The 16958-nt window shown below is 66.5% G+C and carries 13 protein-coding genes; 9 read left to right on the forward strand and 4 right to left on the reverse strand.

Annotated elements, in window-relative coordinates:
• Positions 1-158: 158 nt before the first annotated feature.
• From AX018_RS06275 to AX018_RS06295, 5 genes are all read left to right on the forward strand, one after another.
• On the forward strand, positions 159-1262 hold the full coding sequence (locus AX018_RS06275) for a N4-gp56 family major capsid protein (RefSeq protein WP_111876441.1): 1104 nt from the start codon (positions 159-161) through the stop codon (positions 1260-1262).
• Between the two features lie 68 nt (positions 1263-1330).
• Entirely contained in the window at positions 1331-1732 is a 402-nt protein-coding gene (locus AX018_RS06280) for a hypothetical protein (RefSeq protein WP_111876442.1), read from the forward strand.
• A 74-nt stretch (positions 1733-1806) separates the two neighbouring features.
• A complete protein-coding gene (locus tag AX018_RS06285; RefSeq protein ID WP_146749238.1) occupies positions 1807-2157 on the forward strand; it encodes a hypothetical protein in 351 nt (116 codons plus the stop codon).
• 6 nt (positions 2158-2163) lie between these two features.
• Entirely contained in the window at positions 2164-2835 is a 672-nt protein-coding gene (locus tag AX018_RS06290) for a phage adaptor protein (protein WP_111876444.1), read from the forward strand.
• Positions 2836-3048: 213 nt separating this feature from the next.
• On the forward strand, positions 3049-5466 hold the full coding sequence (locus AX018_RS06295; RefSeq protein WP_111876445.1) for a hypothetical protein: 2418 nt from the start codon (positions 3049-3051) through the stop codon (positions 5464-5466).
• A 5-nt stretch (positions 5467-5471) separates the two neighbouring features.
• Here AX018_RS06295 and AX018_RS06300 read toward each other — a convergent pair whose 3' ends face one another.
• On the reverse strand, positions 5472-5726 hold the full coding sequence (locus AX018_RS06300; protein WP_245951457.1) for a hypothetical protein: 255 nt from the start codon (positions 5724-5726) through the stop codon (positions 5472-5474).
• A 483-nt stretch (positions 5727-6209) separates the two neighbouring features.
• On the opposite strand from AX018_RS06300, the gene AX018_RS06305 reads away from it, so the two are divergent.
• From AX018_RS06305 to AX018_RS06315, 3 genes are all read left to right on the forward strand, one after another.
• Positions 6210-6647 (forward strand): hypothetical protein, encoded by a 438-nt coding sequence (locus AX018_RS06305; RefSeq protein WP_146749239.1) that lies wholly within the window; start codon positions 6210-6212, stop codon positions 6645-6647.
• A gap of 143 nt (positions 6648-6790) precedes the next feature.
• Entirely contained in the window at positions 6791-14605 is a 7815-nt protein-coding gene (locus AX018_RS06310; RefSeq protein ID WP_111876448.1) for an LPD5 domain-containing protein, read from the forward strand.
• A 326-nt stretch (positions 14606-14931) separates the two neighbouring features.
• Positions 14932-15129 carry a hypothetical protein gene (locus tag AX018_RS06315; RefSeq protein ID WP_111876449.1) on the forward strand — a complete coding sequence of 66 codons (198 nt, stop codon included), beginning with the start codon at positions 14932-14934 and terminating at the stop codon, positions 15127-15129.
• 178 nt (positions 15130-15307) lie between these two features.
• On the opposite strand, the gene AX018_RS06320 is transcribed toward AX018_RS06315, so the two are convergent.
• Both AX018_RS06320 and AX018_RS06325 read right to left on the reverse strand, forming a co-directional pair.
• Entirely contained in the window at positions 15308-15574 is a 267-nt protein-coding gene (locus AX018_RS06320; RefSeq protein ID WP_053845132.1) for a Txe/YoeB family addiction module toxin, read from the reverse strand.
• A complete protein-coding gene (locus tag AX018_RS06325) occupies positions 15571-15825 on the reverse strand; it encodes a type II toxin-antitoxin system Phd/YefM family antitoxin (RefSeq protein ID WP_111876450.1) in 255 nt (84 codons plus the stop codon). Before AX018_RS06325 ends, AX018_RS06320 begins: the two co-directional genes overlap by 4 nt.
• 451 nt (positions 15826-16276) lie before the next feature.
• On the opposite strand from AX018_RS06325, the gene AX018_RS25990 reads away from it, so the two are divergent.
• Positions 16277-16537: a DUF6538 domain-containing protein gene (locus AX018_RS25990; RefSeq protein WP_353618482.1), complete on the forward strand. Its 261-nt coding sequence runs from the start codon at positions 16277-16279 to the stop codon at positions 16535-16537.
• 4 nt (positions 16538-16541) lie between these two features.
• On the opposite strand, the gene AX018_RS06330 is transcribed toward AX018_RS25990, so the two are convergent.
• Positions 16542-16958: transposase (locus AX018_RS06330; protein ID WP_146749240.1), on the reverse strand; the 417-nt coding region annotated here is incomplete at its 5' end.

The following is a 16958-nucleotide window of genomic DNA, read 5'->3' on the forward strand; positions in this document are numbered from 1 at the left end:
GCCGAGGAATCACCCACCTCGGCGGCGCAAATTCAACGGGTGCATTCGCCCTGGGCAAGGCGTTAAAGGGCCCTGCGCCCTTGGCCGCACCCCAAGCCATGTCTCGCAGTTGGGCGGCGTGATGTCCCGAAAAGAAACCCACCTTTTTGGAGCCTGACATGGCAGAAACCAACTTCGCGGCGCTGACTCCGCAACAGAAACTCAACTGGGCCCGTGAGACCTGGAGCGCCGCGCGCGACCAGATGTTCATCAGCCGGTTCATGGGCAAGGGCTCGAACAACGTGATTCAGCGCATCACTGAGCTGACCAAGACCGAGAAGGGCGAAGCCTGCATCTTCCAACTCGTGGCCGATCTGGTCGGTGACGGCGTGACCGGCGACGACGAGCGCGAAGGCAACGAAGAGGCGATGGACTCGCACAGCCAGATCATCACCATCGACCAGCTGAGCCATGGCGTGCGCAGCAAGGGCAAGATGGCAGAGCAGCGCACGGTCATCAACTTCCGCGAGGAAGGCCGCGACAAGCTGTCCTACTGGCTCGCCAACCGGTGCGACCAAGCAGCCTTCCTGACGCTCTCTGGCATCAGCTACGCCTTCAACAACGATGGTTCTCAGCGGTTGAACTCCAACCTGCCGAACCTGGAGTTCGCGGCGGATGTGAGCGCGCCCACGGCCAAGCGCTCGCTGATGTTCGACGGCACCAGCCTGCAGTTCTCCAACACTGGCAGCATCACGACGGCCTACGTGCCGAAGTACACGATGATCGTGGACCTCATCGCTTATGCGAAGGAGCACCGCGTGAAGCCGCTGATGGCCGGCGGCAAGCCTTACTACGTGCTGTTCCTCGCTCCTGGCTCCCTGGCCGCGCTGAAGAAGGATCCCGACTACCAACGCGCCGTGGTTCAGGTGGCGGCCAAGGCCGGCATGGATTCGCCATGGTTCACCGGTGCGACCGTGACCGTCGACGGCGCCGTGCTCCACGAGCACAACCTGGTGTACACGACCAAGGGGGCAGCGGCCGGTGCCAAGTGGGGCGCGGGCGGCAACGTCAACGGCACCCGTTCGCTGCTGTGCGGTGCGCAGGCCCTGGCAATGGCCGACCTGGGCCCCGGCAACTGGGTGGAAAAGTTGTTCGACTATGACAACAAGGTCGGTCTGAACATCGACAAGATCCTCGGCATGCTGAAGCCGAAGTTCCCCTCCATCTACGACAAGTCCACCGAGGACTTCGGCGTGGTGGCCGTGGACCACTACATCCAGTGATCCATCAGCCGGCGGCGCGCGGTGTGCCGCTGGCTCTCTCTCCCCCTGATGTTGAAAGGAGCCTCCCAATGGCCATCAAACGCATTTCCGGCCGCCAGGAACTCATCGTGGCGCACCTCACCCTGGGCTACGCGGATCCCGCTGTCTACGGCACCGCCGAGGCCGCCTTCGACCTTCCCGCCAACGCCATCATCACGGGCGGCGACGTGGTGGTGGGCACGGCCTGGAACAGCGCCACCACCGCCACGCTGAAGCTGGGCGACGCCGCTGACGACGACCGCTACACCGCGGCAGCGATCGACCTGAAGACGGCGGGCCGCACTGCACTGACGGTGACGGGCCTCAAGTACCTGACGGCCACAACGCTGAATGCCCTCGTGGCGCAGACTGGAACGGCTGCGACGGCCGGCTCTGCCCGCGTCTGCATCCACTACTACGTTGAAGGCCGCGCTGCCTTCAGCCAGGGCTGATTCGTGGTCCGGCCAGCAATGGCCGCTTCCCCCGGCGGCCCGTGCCGTCGGGGACTTTCTTGAAGGACGCCATCATGAAATTCCGTTCCCCTTCCGAAGAACCGATCCACGTGGGCCTGCTGACGGGCCACACGGCCCTCATCACCCCCGAGGGCGTGGAGCTGCCCCCCATGTTCCACAAGGAGGCCAGCGCGCGCGGTGCCATCGCCTCCGATGAAGGTCCGGCTGCCGCCGTGCTGGTGCCCGCCGTGGACCGCCAAGCCGCCATCGCCGCTGTGATCAAGGTCATGCTGGACGGCAGCGATGCCGACGACTTCACGGCAGACGGCAAGCCCAACCTGTCCAAGGTGAAGGCCCGCGCCGGCTTCGCGGTGACGCGCGAGGAGGCCGATGCCGCCTTCCTGGCCGTGGTGCCTCAGAAGTAAGTCACCATGCAAGTCAGCGACATCATCAGCCGGTTCCGCGAAACGGTGGACGACTGCCATGCGCCGCACTTCTGGTCGGATGATGTCGTCGTCCGCTACCTCAATGAGGCGGTGCAAGAGGCATGCGAGCGCGCGAAGCTGATCGAGGATCGGAACACGCCCGCGGTGTGCGCCCTGGCAGTGATCGCCGGCCAAGCGCGCTACGCCCTGCATCCCAGCGTTCTGCTTATCAAGCGCGCTACCCTGAATGGCGCGCTGGTCCACGAAACCAGCGTGGAGGATCTGGACGACGAATCCTCACGCTGGGAGACCCGCGTGGGAACGCCTCGTCGGTTCCTGTTCGAGCAGGCCATCGGCGGTGCAGCGCCTCATCTGCAACTCGTCTCCATTCCCGCAGCTTCGGGCACTGTCGGCCTGACGGTCTACCGCGGACCGCTCAAGCCGCTATCCGCCGACCGTTCGAATGAGGCGCCGGAGATTCCCGCCCGCTACCACGCGCGGCTGCTGGACTGGATGTACCACCGGGCCTACATGAAGCAGGACGCCGATTCTTTCGACGCCAGCAAGGCCGCCCAGTCGCTGACGCTGTTCGAGCAGGCCTTTGGAGAGCGGCCCGATGCCAACGTGCAGCGTAAGCAGGCCGACCGGCAGCCGCCGATCGTGCACTGCGCGTGGTGAAGGGCAGGGGCCTACTTCTTCGGTGGGTTGTTCCCGCGGCCCGGCCCGGATGGATTGCCTGGGTTCTTGCTGGGCCAGTTGGGATTCGGTGGGTTGCTCGCGTGCATGTCGGCTACTCCAGTGGTTGGGAGCACCAGTCTATCCACCCCTGCGGGGTTTCCATTGCGGAAGCTCCCGATGAAAACTTATCTCAGTTGACCTGAAAGGCTACCCATGAACACCGGCATGTCCAACGCCCGCCGCCGCCTGTTGGCCCTGGCGAACCTCCCCAAGTACCGTGACGGTGGGCCCGTGCGTGGTCCCGGCACCGGCACGTCCGATGAAGTGCTGGACGAGGTGCGGCCCGGTAGCTACATCGTGCCCGCGGACACCACCGAGAAGGTCGGCCCGCGCACCCTCAGAGACGTGGCCCGCAACCTCATGCCGGAAGACGAGGGCGGGAAACGCATCCCCGTGCGCCTGAGCAATGGCGAGTACAAGCTGTCGCCGGAGCAAGTCCACGCCATCGGCGTGCGGGCGCTCGACCAGATGAAGAATGCGACCCACAAGCCAGCCGGCGCCGCGCCGCGACTGAGCGCCAGGGACCGTCTCTTGCGGCTGGCCGATGGGGGCATGGTCAACGAGGTCACGCGCGAGGGCAACAGCTACAGCGGCGGCAACGTGGGGGGCAATATTTCGATCAACGGCGCGTCGGCCGGCGGCACTGTGTCCAGTGTCCCTTCTGCGGCGCCCGCGCCGGCCGCCCCTGCGGTCCCCGCTCCCGAACCCGCGAGCTCGGCCAACGCCGCGGCACCCGCAGCTCCCCAGCCCGGCGCTCCTACCGCTGCAGCCGCCACCACCCAGTCTGCCGCCGCTGGCACGCCCGCAGTAGGTCAGCAGGCTGCGCCGCAAGGCTGGGCGGAACGCAACGCGCAGCGCAGCCTGGAGGTGACTGCCAGCTCCATCAAGCCGAGCCGCGAACGTGATGCCGCTCAGGCTCAGCTCAGTTCCATGACGCCCCCGGGTGGCGGGCGCATGAACGCTTTCAACGATCCGCGGAGTACGACCAACGGCGCGAATCCCTACGCGGCAGGCAACACCGCCAAACTTGCCGGGCTCGGCGCTTCTATCGGGTCTCGCGGTGTGGTCGAACTGGGGCGCCCAGCAGCTCCGCAACCTGCAACGGCACGCAACAGCTTCGGCGATGCTGCTGCGGCCACGACCAATCCGGGTGTGACGCAGCTCGGCGTGCATACCGCTTTCAGTCGGCCGGGCTATGCCGACGGTGGGGTGGTGGGCGAGGAGCGCAGCCAGCCGGGGCCGCCCCCCAACATCTATCCGCAAGCCAGCCCGGCCGGCGCCGCGCGCACTGCGGCGGGCATCGCAACCGAAGCATTCCCCAACACCACCCGGGCTGTACAGGGCGCCATGGACGACGCCCGCACAGCCTACCGCGAGGGGGGCTTTGGCGCCGCCCTGGGCCAGTCGGCTCGCGTGGCCGGCAAGCCGCTCATCGGGCTGGCGGACGACGTGATGAGCTCGGCCGCGCGCGCCATTGATCCAGCCGCTCAGGCGCTGAAGACTTTCGTGACCGGCGACGCTACGCCGATTGGGCAGGAGCGCGGGGCCACAGCGTCACCGTCAGCCGCTGCGCCGCGCCCGGCGGCACCAACCACCACAGTCCCGGAGAACCCGACTGACCAGCGCTTGGCCGCCGGAACGCAGGCGCCGCTGGCCGGGGCGGCCGCGAGCCCTCTCGCAGGCAATACCTCCGTGCCCGGCGTGTACCGCTCAGGGAACAGCTACGCCTCCACGCCGGAGGCGGCCGAGGCCGGCGCGGTGCCGCGTGGCATGCAGTCGGTGCAGAACATGGCCGCGGCCGACAACCTGGCTTCGGCATCCATGGACAACGTCCGGGCCCGTCTGCTGGCGATCGGCAACGACGCGCCGGCACAGGAGCAGGCCACCCCTGTAACCCGCCATAGCGGCAACGACTGGGCCGCGAGAAAGGAGCTGGAGAACGCGCGCACCGCGGCGAGCAGCATCACGAACAACCCACGGTGGGCTGGCAAGAACGCCGACAACAGCGTGGCTATGCAGGAATACCGCGCCGTGCTCTCCAACGACATCGCCCAGCGGCAGGCCCAGCCCGGCCTGGAGCAGGAAGGCCAGCGTCAGCGCGGCCTATCGGCACGGGCGCGACTGCTGCAGATCGGTGAGAACGCCCGCGCCAACCTGTCGGCCCAGCGCGCCGACGACGCCAACCGGATCGCCGCCGGCCGGCTCGCCATCGAACAGAATGCCGCCGGCTTCCAGAACCGGGCGGCTCAACGCATGGAGAACGCGCAGGTGGCCTACGAGCAGGCCAGCACTCCAGCGCAGCGCATCTCGGCGCGTGATCGCCTCCTTGCCCTGGCTGGCAAGGCGCATGACGACCAGTGGAAGGCTGTGGCGCTGCAGGGCGGGACCGATGCCATGGGCAACAAGACCGAGAGCATCTTGGGCGCGGTCAACGAACGTACGGGGGAGATGCGCCGGATGGACTCTGGAAAAGCCACGCCGCCTGCCAAGGATGCTTTGGTGAAGGGGCAGGTGTACCAGACGGCCCGAGGCCCTGCGGTGTGGGATGGCACCCAGTTCAGGGCGCAGTAGCCAGGTCAGTTCTTGGCCGGGAGCCCGAACGCGTCTTCATAGGAGAAGGTTGGGCTGTCGTACAAGCGCCGGCAAGCCCCGCTGATGAGCAAGCCAGCTCTGGCGCTGCGTGTGTCGCTGGCCTTCTTGGCAGTGCACTCGGCGCCGGACTTGAAGCCGAACAGCCCGCGGCCAGAGCCCTGGGCGACTGCCTGCAGTCCGCCCGGATTTTCCTCAAGGCACATCTGGTGCACCGCGGCGGCGGCTGCCTCGTTCGCCACGCCCGGCGCCTTGTCCAGGATGCACGTGGCATAGTCGCCGGCCCAGGCAGTAGGGGCGCAGAGTAGGAGCAGGGTTGCTAACGAGCGGCGCATGGTCCAAATGTATCAGGAGAGCAACACCCTCTCAAACATGGTCGGGCCCGATGGGCGCCACGAACACATTTGCCGCGCCCCGAAACAAAGGCCTTTTGGGCACCTTCGGTCCCTATGATTCCCCTTAATACCCCGTGGGTTCCCCTATAGTCCCCTAGAGTCCCCTGAACTACACCAGAGTGCTATTATTTACAGCATGAAAGCCAATACTTCCCCTACACCAGTTCTCGTGCCGCGGCGAGTAGAACGCATGTCGGCTGAGGAGTTTTTGGTTCTTGTCGATTCCGATCGCTTGAACATTGCTAGGTCACGGTTCGTGCCGCCCAAGCTGGGCAGCAAGGACTTTGGACGTTTCGAGGTTCAGTACAAAGTGCCTGTGTTGAAGCCTGCATGAGCGATCCGAACTTGTCGGCTCCTACCCCGAAGCCTGGGGATGAGCACACTGCTCAAAACGGCTACCCACCGATGGCGATCATGAATCGCATGCTCGACATCCAAGAGAAGCGATTGGAGCTGGACAGCCGCCAGCTTGACATCACTGAGAGCGAGACAGCCCAGAACAAGGAACTCGCTCTGAAATCGATGGAGTACAACTCCAAGGCCAACACTGAACACAAAGAAGTGATGCGGCGCGCCATTGCGTGGCGCTACATCTTTTGGGGTTTGATCGCCTTGCTTGCGGCTGTGGCGGTCATGACGGCCTTGCTGCTGGACAAAGAGGCTTTCGTCGTCGAGATAGTGAAATACATAGCGTTCTTCCTGGGTGGCTACGGCACCAAGGCTGTAGTGCAAAGCCGGAAGCGCAACAATCAATCTGAAGACGAGTGAGATCAAGGCGCACTGCCTCTGCCATAGAGCCCGCTTCGGCGGGCTTTGTTATTTCTGGGCTCCGTGCCAAGCCTGCCAACCTGATGTCTGCGCCCCCCCTGCTGGGGTTAGACCTGCCACCGCTGTAGGTGGACAGTTGCCAGATGGAAAATGGCACCTTCTCCTATGACGAAGCCTTCGGTGCTTCGCCCTCCGCTTCGCAACCTTCGGCCGACAGTGGCGGATTCTCCTACGAGGACGCGTTCGGCCTGTCGCCCACGCCTACTCCGGCTGCCGGGCCCGCCGCTCCAGGCTTCATCCCGACGATCAAGCGAACCGGCGGCCAGATGCTCACCACGGCGGCCACCACCGCCGAGGACGTGATCGGGCCCAACGCTGCGACTCGGACCGTGAAGGAAGCGGGGCAGGGGATCATCGACCGCAACCCGGCTGGCATCCGCAGCCTGCGCGACTTGGTGAACAGCCCGTGGCTTGCCGTGAAGGAATCGGTCGGCCAGTTCGCCCCGCAGATTGCAGCGGCAGCAGCAGGTGGGGCGGCTGGTGCACGGGCGGGGCGGGTGTTCGGGCCGGCAGGCGCCGCCATAGGCGGTGCGGTCGGCGGACTGGCGCCGATCTTCACGCAGGAATACGGCGGCATCCGCCAGGAGCAGCAGGCATCCGGGCAGGAGGACAAGGCCCGCGCCCTGGCCGCTGCCATCCCCGCAACGGCGCTCGAGCGCGTGGGGATGGGCAAGGCGCTGGACGTGCTCAAGGGCGTTCCGGGCAAGCCCAGCACCATCCTGAAGGAAGTAGGGAAAGGCGTGCTGAAGGAGGGCGCGACCGAAGGCGCCCAGAACGTGATCGAGCAGTGGGGCGCGTTCAAGAATCCCACCACCGGGGAGAACCTGGAAGACACGGCCCTGTCCGCGGCGATGGGTGCCATCGGTGGCGGCGTCATGGGTGCCGGCGCTGGAGTGGTGGACGGCGCACGGGCCCGCAGCCAGCAGAAGGTCGCCGAGCAGCAGGGTGCTACCGAAGCGCCTGCGGATGGATCTGCGACTATCTCTGAGCGAAGCGCAAATCTCGCTGACGGGCAGGAGCCTGCCGCGCAACCGGCTGCGGCCACACTGCCCGATGTCGCCGAGTACGGCGGGCTGATTGACCAGATGGTGAAGCCCGAGAACCAGCAGCAGTACCGCGACACTCTGGCCCGCGCCCTGGACGAGCAGCGCCCGCCCGAGGAACGCAAGGCGGCGGCGGATGCCCTGCACCAGGCATTCAACCCGGAGCAGTTCCAGCGTTCGCAGGCCGCGGCGCCGGCTGCCGACCCTGCCGAGGCTCCAGCACCAGCAGCACCACCCGCCATCAACCCGGCGGACGGCCCGATGTCAAAGGCGGCAGTGATGGCCGGCGACCTGGGGCTTACCCCTGTGACCCAGCCCGCACCGCCTGCAGCCCCGGATGTGCGCCAGCAACTGGGGGCCGCCCTCGATCAACTGGCGCCCGAGCAGCAGCGCGCGGCACGCATGACCCTCGCAGACCTGGAGCGGGCGGACCTCCCCGCAGGTGTGCGGGCGATGCGCGAATCCGAAGCCCGGGCGCTCATTCCTGCGGCCACGCCCACCGACCAGGAGACGCTGGCCAACATCGAGCCGGGCCGCGTGGTTCGCACCTTCGAGCCCCAGCCGGCCGACCTTCCCGACGTGGCGAGCTATGCCGGCTTCATCGACACCATGGTGCGGCCCGAGGCGCAACCCGCGTTCCGTCAGGCACTGGCCACCGCCCAGGACCAGACGCTGCCCCTGTCGGTTCGGTCGGAGGCGGAAAACGCACTGCATGCGAACTTCGCCCCGGCTGCATACCAGCGCGCCCGGCGCGCTCAACCCGATGCCCGTGTGAGCCTGCAACCACGCTCGGCGCCGAACTATGGAAACGGCATCGACTTCACCACCGAGGCCCGCGCGGTCGATCCGGTAGAGGCCCGCATTGCAGCCCTGGCGGTGGCGGACGGCCGCACGCCCGGCGAGTCGATGCGGCTGAACGAGGCCCATGCGCTGCGCCAGCGCGCCGCACAGGATGGAATCGCGGTATCGGTGGTGCCCCATCCGAGCGGCCGGGGCTTCGACGTGCAGCCCACACTGCGCCTGAGCCCGCAAGAGCGCAACCAGGTGCCGGCCACCGCGGAGGCGGGCGCCCTGTCGTTCGACCCGGGCCCTACCGGCCGCATGGTGGCCGGGCCCGAAGGCGTCCGCCCCGAAACGCGGGCCGAGGCGGTGGCGCGCAACAACGCTGCCCAGGCAGAGCGCCAAGCGCTGGAGGCCGAGCGCCAGCGCCGCGCCGAGCTGGGCATGAGCAACATCACGCCCGTGCGCCCGCTGCCGGCAGAGCAGGCCGCGCCGGCCCTGACCTACGACAACGCGCCCACGGGCCGCATGGTGGCCGGGGAGGATGGTGTGCGGCAGGAGCGCCGCGCCGAGGTGGTGAACCGGGCCAACGAACCTGCGCCCATGCCCGATACCGTGGCGAGCGCGAGCGGTGCCCCCTTTCCCTCGCAGCAGGCCGCACAGCGCGAGCTGCGGCGCCGCGAGTTGACGGGCACCCATGAGGTGGTGCCGGCCAGCGGCGACGCCTCGCTCGGGTACGTGCTGCGTGCCCGTGATGCCGAGCCGACCGGCAGCCCGTTGGCAGAAACCACCAGGGCGCCGAACTGGCGCACCAACGCCCTGCAGGCGGCGCGCGTGGCCCGCTCCCTGGACCTGGACGTGCGCGGCATGGACCTACAGCGGATGGTGGCCACCGTGGATGCGGCCGATGCCGCCCGCGCTCTCCAAGCGCAGGACACCACACCCGTGCAACCGGAAAATTTCCGGTTGCAAGCGGAGCCCGCAGAGAACACGGCGGAACGCCCCACCTCATTGCCGGCCGACGGAGGAGCAGCGCAACGTGGCACGAGCAGCACCAGGTCGCCCATCGTCAGAGATGCTGCCGAAACAGTCGCGGCCGGCGCCGATGAGTCCAGTGCGGCGGACCAGTTCAACGCCCGTCAGCCGCGCGCGCAGCAGCAGGATCGCTCACGCCCAGTGCGTCCGGCGGATGCGTCCACTGCTCAAAACCGACGATCTGTAGGTTTTCCTGAAGCCGCCGGTGCCGCCCAGCAGGCCGCGCGCATCGAAGACTTCGGCGAGACCCTGCCCGGTGCGCGCAAGATGCTCTACGCCGAGGCCTACGCTGACGGCATGGCCAAGGCAAAGGAGCTGGACGTGAAGGCGCATCCGCTCTCCAAGACCTGGCCGGAGCCCGACTACGCCAAGCTATTGGAAGGTGGCTCCGCGCCCGATACTGTGGCGCTCGCCCGGGCGCTGCGCGATGCGGTGCCCACCAAACCCCAATCCACGTGGAAGCTGCGCGGCTGGTCGGATCGCGTCACCATGCTGCGCGGCTTCGCCGACGATCTGCTCTCCGGCCGCAATGATCCCGCCGCGGTGCGGGCCGAACTCCACCGGGACAGCATCCCCCGCGGCATCGCCAATCAGGCCGCGCTCTATGAGGCCATGGGCCATGAGCGTTCCCTGAAGGACATCAAGCTGGATGCCGGGCGGTACTCGATGTATGAGGGCGTGGCCTACGACCCGCCGCGCACCATCTGGACGGTCTCGCGCGCAGCCAAGGCCTCGAGCTTCGGCAACTGGCCCCGTGAGCTGGCGAAGGGTGACACGCGGGAGGCCGCGATCGAGGCGTTCAAGCGCCGATCCGCCGAGCTGCTGGCCGAGCAGAGCGCGCCCGCCCGCGGCGCATCCTTCGAGATCTACTCCAAGCGGGCCGGCGGCGCACGGGAGTTCTTCATCGGCAAGAAGATCGGCCGCAACGTGGCGGAGCTGAAAACCGGCTTCCCCGACGTAAAGGCGGCACGCGCCTACCTGGCCGACAACCAGACGGAGTTGGAGAACCTGCTGCAGCGGTACAAGGACGTGCCGCCCGTGCGCAACAGCCAGAACGCGCCGCGGATCGGGCAGGACTACCGCAAGGGCGGCGATGCCACTCCCGAGCAGTTCCAGGAGGCTTTCGGTTTCCGCGGCGTGCAGTTCGGCAACTACGTGGAGGGGCCGCGGCGCCAGCAGGATCTGAACCGCGCCTATGACGCGCTGATGGATCTGGCCGGTGTGCTGAACGTGCCACCCCGTGCGCTGTCACTGGGTGGCCGCCTGGGCCTGGCCTTCGGCGCGCGGGGCTCCGGCGGGCAGAACGCCGCCGCGGCGCACTACGAGCCGGGCAGCGTGGTGATCAACCTGACCAAGCGCGAGGGCGCCGGCAGCCTGGCCCACGAATGGTGGCACGCGCTGGACAACTATTTCTCCCGCCAGCGCGGCGACGGCGCCGGCTACATGACCGCGGAGGAGCGGCAAGGGCAGGGCGTGCGCGAGGAGATGCGGGCCGCCTTCCGCGAGGTGCGCTCGGCCATCAACCGCACCGGCATGCTCGAGCGCAGCAAGAAGCTGGATGACCGCCGCACGAAGGAATACTGGACGACGAAGCCCGAGATGTCGGCCCGGGCGTTCGAGAGCTACGTGGTCGCGAAGCTGCAGGACCAGAGCGCGGGGAATGACTACCTGGCGAACATCGTGCCGGCGGGCGTGTTCGCGCTCGAGGGCGCCTACCCGTACCCCACGGCGGGCGAGATGCCGCAGATCCGCGGCGCGTTCGATGCGTTCTTCCAGGCGGTGGAGAAGCGGCAGGAGGGCGACGGCAGTGTGTCGCTCTACAGCACGGGCGAGCCCGGGCCAGGCCGGGGCCTATCGCTTGAAGAAGCCCAACAGGCGGTGCAGGATGCCCTTGCCAGGCTCCGAAACCCGCCACCAGTTGATGTCGTGGCTCGGAGCGCTGAGCTTGGGGTCGGGGCGCCGGACGGTGTAATGGGTGTGACGCGCGTAAAAGAACGCCGAATCGTCATCGTTGCCGGCAGCCACAGGAGTGCCGGCGCTGTCGCTGAGACGCTTTTCCATGAGATGTTCCACCTGGGGCTGCGAAACGTGCTGCCCGGGGCCGATTATGTCCAGAGCATGCTGGACCTGGCAAAGCGGGACGCGCGCGTGCAGGAGTACGCCAACCGCTGGAAGCAGGAAGCCTCGGACGCGCCGCAGCAGTTGCAAGTCCTTCGCGAGCAGGGCTACCGAGGCAGCGAGCTGCAGGCGCAGTACGAGGCCCTGGCTGTGGAGGAGGGCTTGGCCGTGGTGGCTCAAGAGCTGCGCGCCCAGAAGCAGGCGGGCACGCGCATGGGCCTGCGGTTGCGCACCCTGGCGAACTGGCTGGCGAGCGTGGCTGACCGCATGGGCATGGAGCGCCTGGGCGCGGCCATCCGCAAGATGACCTACAACGAGGCCGAGAGCTTCGTCATGAAGGCCATCGACAACGCCGGCAGCGCTCCGCTGAGTGGCGTCGCCACCGCGGGCCCGGACATCTCACGCTACCGCACCACGCCCGCCGCGGCGGTGGAGTCGAGCATGGGCGAGATGACGGCGGTGCAGGAGAAGGTGTGGAAGAAGGTGGCCGGCACGGCGACGGTCCCCACGCTGAAGCAGCGGGCCGAAGCCCTGCGGCAGAACTTCGCGGTGCGCGCCAAGCAGGCGCTGGTGGACCAGTTCGCACCCATCCAGGACGTGAGCCAGGAGGCGTACATGCTGGCCCGCATGTCCAAGGGCGCCGACGGCACCATGGAAGCGGCCATGCTCTACGGCCGGCCGTTCCTGCGCGACGGCGTGCCCGACGTGGACGTGAAAGAGGGCGGCTTCGCCAACGTGCTGGCCAGCCTGAAGGGCGAGCAGGACCGTTTCCTGTGGTGGGTGGCCGCGCAGCGGGCCGAACGCCTGAAGGCCGAGGGCAAAGAGAACCTGATGAGCGTGGACGACATCGGGGTGCTCAAGACGCTCAACGCCGGCACCATGGCTGACGGCACCAACCGTGCCCCGGTGTACGCGAAGGCCATGGCAGACTTCAACAGCTTCAATGAGAGCGTGCTGAAAATGGCTCTGGACTCGGGCCTGATCGACCAGGGAGCCTACGACCTGTTCCGGGACCAGCCCTACGTGCCGTTCTATCGGCTCATGGCCGACGGCGAGATGCAGGGCCGCCGCTTCAGCTCAGGGCTGGTGAACCAGAAGGCCTGGCAGAAGCTCAAGGGCGGGACCGAGAAGCTGAATGCCGACCTGCTGCAGAACACGCTGCTGAACTGGAGCCACCTCTACGCTGCCGCCGCGCGCAACCGCGCCGCGCTCGCCACGATGGACGCCGCGGAGAAACTGGGCGTGGCCTACCCGGTGCAGGAGGGCACGAAGGGGGCGGTGAAGGTGATGCGCAATGGCGAGGCCCAGCACTGGGCCGTCGAAGATCCTTACCTGCTGGAGGCAGTGAGCGCGCTCAACTACACCGCGAGCCCGCTCATGAAACCCTTGGCCAAGATGAAGCAGGTGCTGACCTTCGGCGTGACGGTGAACCCGACGTTCAAGATCCGCAACCTGATCCGGGACAGCCTGTCCGCCATCGCGCAATCGGAGCTGGGCTACAACCCGGCCTCCAACGTGGCGCGGGGCTGGAAGCTCACGGCCCGCGACAGCCAGACCTACGCCTCGATGCTGGCCTCGGGCGGCATCATCAAGTTCGGCACGCAGGAGAACACCGACCGTCTGCGCGACCAGGTGGCCAAGCTGGGCGGCGTGGTGCTGGACCAGCAGGGCTGGAAGAAGCTGACCGGACAACTGTCCACCGTCTGGCATGCCTACAGCGAGTTGGGCGACCGGGCCGAGAACGTCAACCGCGCCGCGCTCTACGACCGGCTGGTGGCGAAAGGGCACAGCCACGCCGAAGCCTCCTTCATGGCCCGCGACCTGATGGATTTCAGCATGTCCGGGAACCACGCCGTGGTGCGCTTCCTCACCCAGTCCGTACCGTTCCTGAACGCCCGCCTTCAGGGGCTGTACAAGCTGGGCCGCGCCGCGCACGACAACCCGCGTCGCTTCGCCATGGTGGCCGGCGCCGTGTCGCTTGCCAGCCTGGGCCTGATGGCGGCCTACAGCGATGACGACGACTGGAAGAAGCGCGAGGACTGGGACCGGGACAGCTACTGGTGGTTCAAGATCGGCGGCACGGCCTACCGCATCCCCAAGCCCTTCGAGGTGGGCGCCATCGGTACGCTGGCCGAGCGCACCGCGGAGCTGATGATGTCCGACGAGATGACGGGCGCTCGCTTCCGGCAGCGGCTGGCGCACATGGTGTCGCAGACCTTCTCCTTCGACCCGATGCCGCAGGCGTTCAAGCCCCTGATCGACATCTATTCCAACAAGGACAGCTTCACTGGACGCGCGATCGAGAGCCAGGCGGACCAGCGCCTGCGCTCCCAGGACCGCTACGACGAGCGCACCTCAGAGGTGGCCCGCATGTTGGGCTCCTGGGGGCTGCCCGACCCAGCCCGGCTGCTCAAGGGCGAATGGGCCGACCTGTCGCCGAAGCAGGTGGACTATCTGCTGCGCGGGTACTTCTCCTGGGCCGGCACCACCGCGGTGGCCGCCGCGGATGCGATCGCACGACCGGCGCTCGACCGCGGGGAGCGGCCGGACATGCGCCTGAAGGACATGTTCGTGGTGGGCAACTTCGCCGAGAGCCTGCCGTCGGGCAGCAGCCGCTACGTCACGCAGATGTACGAGCAGGCCAAGCAGGTGGAGCAGGCCTACGCCTCCTATCGGGACGCGCTCAAGCGGGGCGACCTGGAGAAGGCCCAGGAGATCATGCGCGACGAGGCGCCGAAGCTCCAGCACCGCGCCGCTTTCAACAACGCCAGCGAGCGGCTGGCCGCCCTCAACCAGCGTTCCAAGGCGATCACGGCTGATCCGAGCATGAGCGGCGAGGAGAAGCGCCAGCGCCTGGACACGATCGAGCGCCTGCGGGCAGAGATCGGGTATCGGATGAGCGCGCTGTCGATCGCTCCCTGACGGCCTGTGACGGGCTCAGATCTGAGCCCGTCAATAGCGCTTCTGGCGTACACGGCTGAAAATTCAGCCGTATATGTATGCGGCCACCGACAGCGAGCTGAAGGGCGAGCGGCGCTCATGGCTGCGGCACAGCCTGGGTTGCCGCTGTTCCATTGACCGGCAGCTTTCCTCTGGTTCAAGGTCGGCTGCATCCTGGCCCTGGTGGCGTGAGAGTTTGCCAAGGGCGTGGCGCGGCCCATGGTCCTCGGACCACCTAAGTCGCGCAAATAGCGCGCCGACGTCGAACGCCCGAGGTTGGTACGATGCCACCTAACAAAGGGAGGCCCATGAGCTACGTTTTGGCGACCACAGAGAACAAGGTGCGCTGGTACAAGTATGAGTTCGGGCCGGGCATGAAGCCCGGCGAATTCGAACTGCTGGATCAGTTGGACCTCCATGCCGTCCCGAACCTGGGTGACAAGGAAACTGCCAAGCGCGCTGCGCAAGCACTGGGACTGAAGACCTGGCGCTACGTGAAAATCTAGCTCACGCCGTAGGGCTGGACGGGATGGGGCACGCGGACGTTTTCTAAAGGACGCCCATGGAACTCACCTCCCCATCGGCGCCACGGCTGCCGGCCTACTCGGCTTCTTCTTCGTGATTTTCTGGCGTTGGCGCCAGGAGTGACAAGGCTCCTCGCTGTGTGCGAGGCCTGATGAAGGTTCAGTCGTCGTAGTGATATCTGCAGGCCAGCACCACGACATCCTCATCCGTCGCGCGGTACACCAGCCGATTGGTCTGGTCGATGCGTCTTGACCAGTAGCCGGCCAGATTGCCCACCAACGGCTCTGGCTTCCCCGTACCCACGAACGGATCGCGCGTCGTCTCGTTCAGCAGTGCGTTGATCCGCTTGAGGGTCTTTTTGTCCTGGCCCTGCCAGTAGAGGTAGTCCTCCCATGCACTGGGGAGGAACTTGATTGCTCGGCTCACTCTTCGATCAGTGAGCGAACCTGAGCTGCACCCTTGCGGTCTTGCGCGACTGCAGCCAACAGGCGGCGCGCGTTGGCCGGCGCCTGCAGCAAGTGAAGCGTTTCCAGCATGCTGTTGTAGGTGGACTCAGCCAGCAAGACGGCGTTCTCGCCATCCCGGCGATGGATCAGCGTTGCGTCGCAATCGGCCACGACACGGTCGATCACGCCCTTGAACTCGCTGCGCGCTTGGGTGAAGCTGATGACGTGCATGATCCTCTCCTTGATATGTACGTTTAATTGTACATGTTGTGGGCGAAGGATGCAAAACCAACCTGCGCGGCTTCGACCGGGGCGGCCGACTGAGATCACCTTCCCCCAGGACTCTCGCGCCAGTTCTCCGAAGGGAGGCGAAACCCCACGACGAGCGCGGAAGAGAAGCGTAAACGCGTGGGATTGAAGGCTCGGAGAGCCGCGCCGCTGCGCGCTTAAAAATCGAGCAGTTGTTCCCATGATCCATGCTATAGGCCGCGCCAGTGCTAGGTTGTGACCACAGATTGTGATTCCTGTCGTCGTGGGTTCGAGTCCCATCAGCCACCCCAAGTTCTAAAAGTCATTGAAAATCAATGACTTAGACTGACGGAAAGTTGGTCGGTGTAGCAGTAGGTGTAGCACCTGCTGTAGCACTTCCAAGGTTGTTCCAAGTTCCACCCCAAGGAACTTCATGAGGAACACCTACCAAAAAAACGGAACCTTCTACCTCCGTTTGCTGGTCCCCAAAGCACTTCTCCCCCATGTCACCAAGTCCAAGGTGGTTCAGAGTCTGAACACCAAGGACAGGCGGCAGGCATACTTGCGGGAACCTCTCACAACCTGTGCTGAGCATCGATGTGGATGCGGACGGTCAGATGCCCGTCCTTTTGAATCCGTGATGAGGCCCTGCTGGCGAGCGGCAGCCCGTTCATCGGGGCCTCGCAGCCCCTGATGGCTCAGGCTTTCGCCGTTTGCGGGCGCACCTGTGCCTTGATGGTCGCAGGCTTGAAGAACGCATCCACCCCCCGTTGCAGGAATGAAGCCAGGCGCTTCATGTTGTAGCAGGCCGCCATCATCGTCATGGCCGCCGTGGCACGCGCCTGCCCGATCGTGCGCACGAACTTGCCCCCCAGATGGCGGATGCCGGCGAACACATGTTCGACCTTGGCCCGCTTCTTGGCAATGCGCCGGTTGCGCTTGTTCTGGCACTCGCTCAAGGGCTTGCCCGGGCGCGCACGGCGCTGCATCGCGTCCACCAAGCCCAGCACTTGCAGCATCTGCTGCCTCTGGCGGCTCGGGTAGGCCTTGTCCGCATGCACCGCCCGCCCGGTGTTGTGCATGTCCAGCACCTCATCGAAGTGGTGCCCGTCGTG

The sequence above is a fragment of the Paracidovorax anthurii genome (assembly GCF_003269065.1).
Taxonomy (GTDB): domain Bacteria; phylum Pseudomonadota; class Gammaproteobacteria; order Burkholderiales; family Burkholderiaceae_C; genus Paracidovorax; species Paracidovorax anthurii.

Excerpts from the sequence above, each read along its gene's own strand:
- AX018_RS06275 (WP_111876441.1), top strand. The coding sequence starts at position 159 with ATGGCAGAAACCAACTTCGCGGCGCTGACTCCGCAACAGAAACTCAAC.
- AX018_RS06280 (WP_111876442.1), top strand. The coding sequence starts at position 1,331 with ATGGCCATCAAACGCATTTCCGGCCGCCAGGAACTCATCGTGGCGCAC.
- AX018_RS06285 (WP_146749238.1), top strand. The coding sequence starts at position 1,807 with ATGAAATTCCGTTCCCCTTCCGAAGAACCGATCCACGTGGGCCTGCTG.
- AX018_RS06290 (WP_111876444.1), top strand. The coding sequence starts at position 2,164 with ATGCAAGTCAGCGACATCATCAGCCGGTTCCGCGAAACGGTGGACGAC.
- AX018_RS06295 (WP_111876445.1), top strand. The coding sequence starts at position 3,049 with ATGAACACCGGCATGTCCAACGCCCGCCGCCGCCTGTTGGCCCTGGCG.
- AX018_RS06305 (WP_146749239.1), top strand. The coding sequence starts at position 6,210 with ATGAGCGATCCGAACTTGTCGGCTCCTACCCCGAAGCCTGGGGATGAG.
- AX018_RS06310 (WP_111876448.1), top strand. The coding sequence starts at position 6,791 with ATGGAAAATGGCACCTTCTCCTATGACGAAGCCTTCGGTGCTTCGCCC.
- AX018_RS06315 (WP_111876449.1), top strand. The coding sequence starts at position 14,932 with ATGAGCTACGTTTTGGCGACCACAGAGAACAAGGTGCGCTGGTACAAG.
- AX018_RS06325 (WP_111876450.1), bottom strand. The coding sequence starts at position 15,825 with ATGCACGTCATCAGCTTCACCCAAGCGCGCAGCGAGTTCAAGGGCGTG.
- AX018_RS25990 (WP_353618482.1), top strand. The coding sequence starts at position 16,277 with ATGAGGAACACCTACCAAAAAAACGGAACCTTCTACCTCCGTTTGCTG.